This window comes from Blastomonas sp. UPD001 (assembly GCF_003426715.1).
In the GTDB taxonomy this organism is placed as follows: domain Bacteria; phylum Pseudomonadota; class Alphaproteobacteria; order Sphingomonadales; family Sphingomonadaceae; genus Blastomonas.
Genome location: NZ_QKVT01000074.1, coordinates 1 through 1,610 on the forward strand (window position 1 = coordinate 1; position 1,610 = coordinate 1,610).

2 protein-coding genes are annotated in these 1,610 nt (G+C 70.7%); both read right to left on the reverse strand.

Features of this window, described 5'->3' with window-relative positions; all coding sequences use genetic code 11:
• Positions 1-262: 262 nt before the first annotated feature.
• Entirely contained in the window at positions 263-1,114 is an 852-nt protein-coding gene (locus DM995_RS18770; protein ID WP_116970657.1) for a hypothetical protein, read from the reverse strand.
• 98 nt (positions 1,115-1,212) lie between these two features.
• Positions 1,213-1,610, reverse strand: a 398-nt coding sequence (locus DM995_RS18775) for a S8 family serine peptidase (RefSeq protein ID WP_157973334.1), incomplete at its 5' end; no start/stop codon positions are given.

A 1,610-nucleotide genomic window follows, 5' to 3' on the forward strand; every position in this document is an offset into this window, starting at 1 on the left:
AGCGGAAGCGAAAGCGTGGCAAGTCTGATCATGGTCCATTCTCCTGTTGGTGAGTGCCGCCATGGCAAGCGGTCAAAGGGGAAACGAACCCGCGCGTGAATTTAATCCACCGCCTGCGCCCGATTTTTGCTGGTCCGCGTGCCACCTGCAGACACAAAAAGGCGGACGCCGGGAGACGTCCGCCTCAAGGGGGCTCTGGCGCGCCGCCCGAACAGGCAGCAGGCAGCGCGCCGTGGCTTGGCCAGAATTCCGGACTGGCCGGTTATTCCGAAGGTTCGGATGCCTCCGGTGCGGCGGCGGTGCCGCTGGCCTGGGTCAGCACCAGCGCATCGCCCGATGCCGAGAACATGCCGGCGGGGAGCGCGCGCGTGACATTGCCCTGCTTCACCACGACCTGCTCGACCTCGCCCCGGCCGTTGGCCACCAGCTCCTTCACCTTGCCGAGCGACGATCCGTCGGGAAGCGTGACGGGCATGCCACGGCTGACCATGGCCGCGCCCTGCCCCGCCGCCGCCGCGCTGCCCGCAACCGCCAGCGGACCGGCCAGAAGCGATCCGTTGGCAGAGCCAGCGCCGCTGCCTGTCGCGGTCGCTCCGGCAGGCCTTGCCGCCCCGCGCACGCTGGAGACGGCCTCACCGGCGCGCGCGCGCGTGCCCTGGACGATGGGAGCAACCGTTCCGGTCACGGCGTCGGTTCCGATAAGCTGCGCGCTGGCGCTGCCCTGGCCGCTCGCCGCGCCCGAGCCTTGCGCCTCGGTCATGGCACCGGCGGGCGGTGCGACTATATCGGCCAGGCTCGTCGTCGAGGCCAGGACCGAGCCGTCGGCGCTGCGCTGGGCCGAAACGGTGCCGCGCCGGGCATCGACCGATTGCGTGCCGCTGGTCGAGCCCTTGGCCTCGGCCGAACCGCGCACGGTACGCGTGGTGCGCTCCAGCGTGTCGCCGACCGGGCGCTCGAGCCCGCCGCCGAGCGTTCCGCCGCCCAGTGTTCCGCCCAATGTGCCGCCCAGCGATCCGCCGAGCCCTCCGCCAAGGCCGCCGCCGCCGAGCAGCTGCGCCTGGGCGGATACCGGGATCAGTGCACAGGTCACGGCTGCGATCAGGATCTTCCTCATGATGCGTTCCTTTCATCTTGCATGCGGGCATCGGAACAGCCCGTCTGAAAGGACAACGGATGGGTGCGGTGGTTTAATTCATCGCCCCGCCGGAAAATTCACGGCTTGGCCGCGCAGCCTTCGCAAAGCAGTCCGCGGCCAAAGAGCTTGTCCGGCCCCCTGGGACCCAGATCGCGCGCCTCACGGTCGAGCCGCCCCTGCCAGTCGCCGCCGCTCGCCAGCGCATCGGCCAGCCGGACTGCCACCAGCGGCGTGGCGAACGAGGTACCGCGCAGCCGGACCGGCTTTCCCTTGGCATTGAGCGCCTGCACATCGGCGCCCGGCGCTGCATAGTCGATATGGAGCGCCCGGCCCGCCTCGATCAGCGCGCGCCCCTTGCGGTCCACCCCGGTCACCGCGACCACCTTGGCATAGGATGCGGGATAGGCGGGGCGCGCGGCGGGCCCGTCATTGCCGACCGCAGCGACGATGACGATGCCGCGCCGCTGCGCCTGCG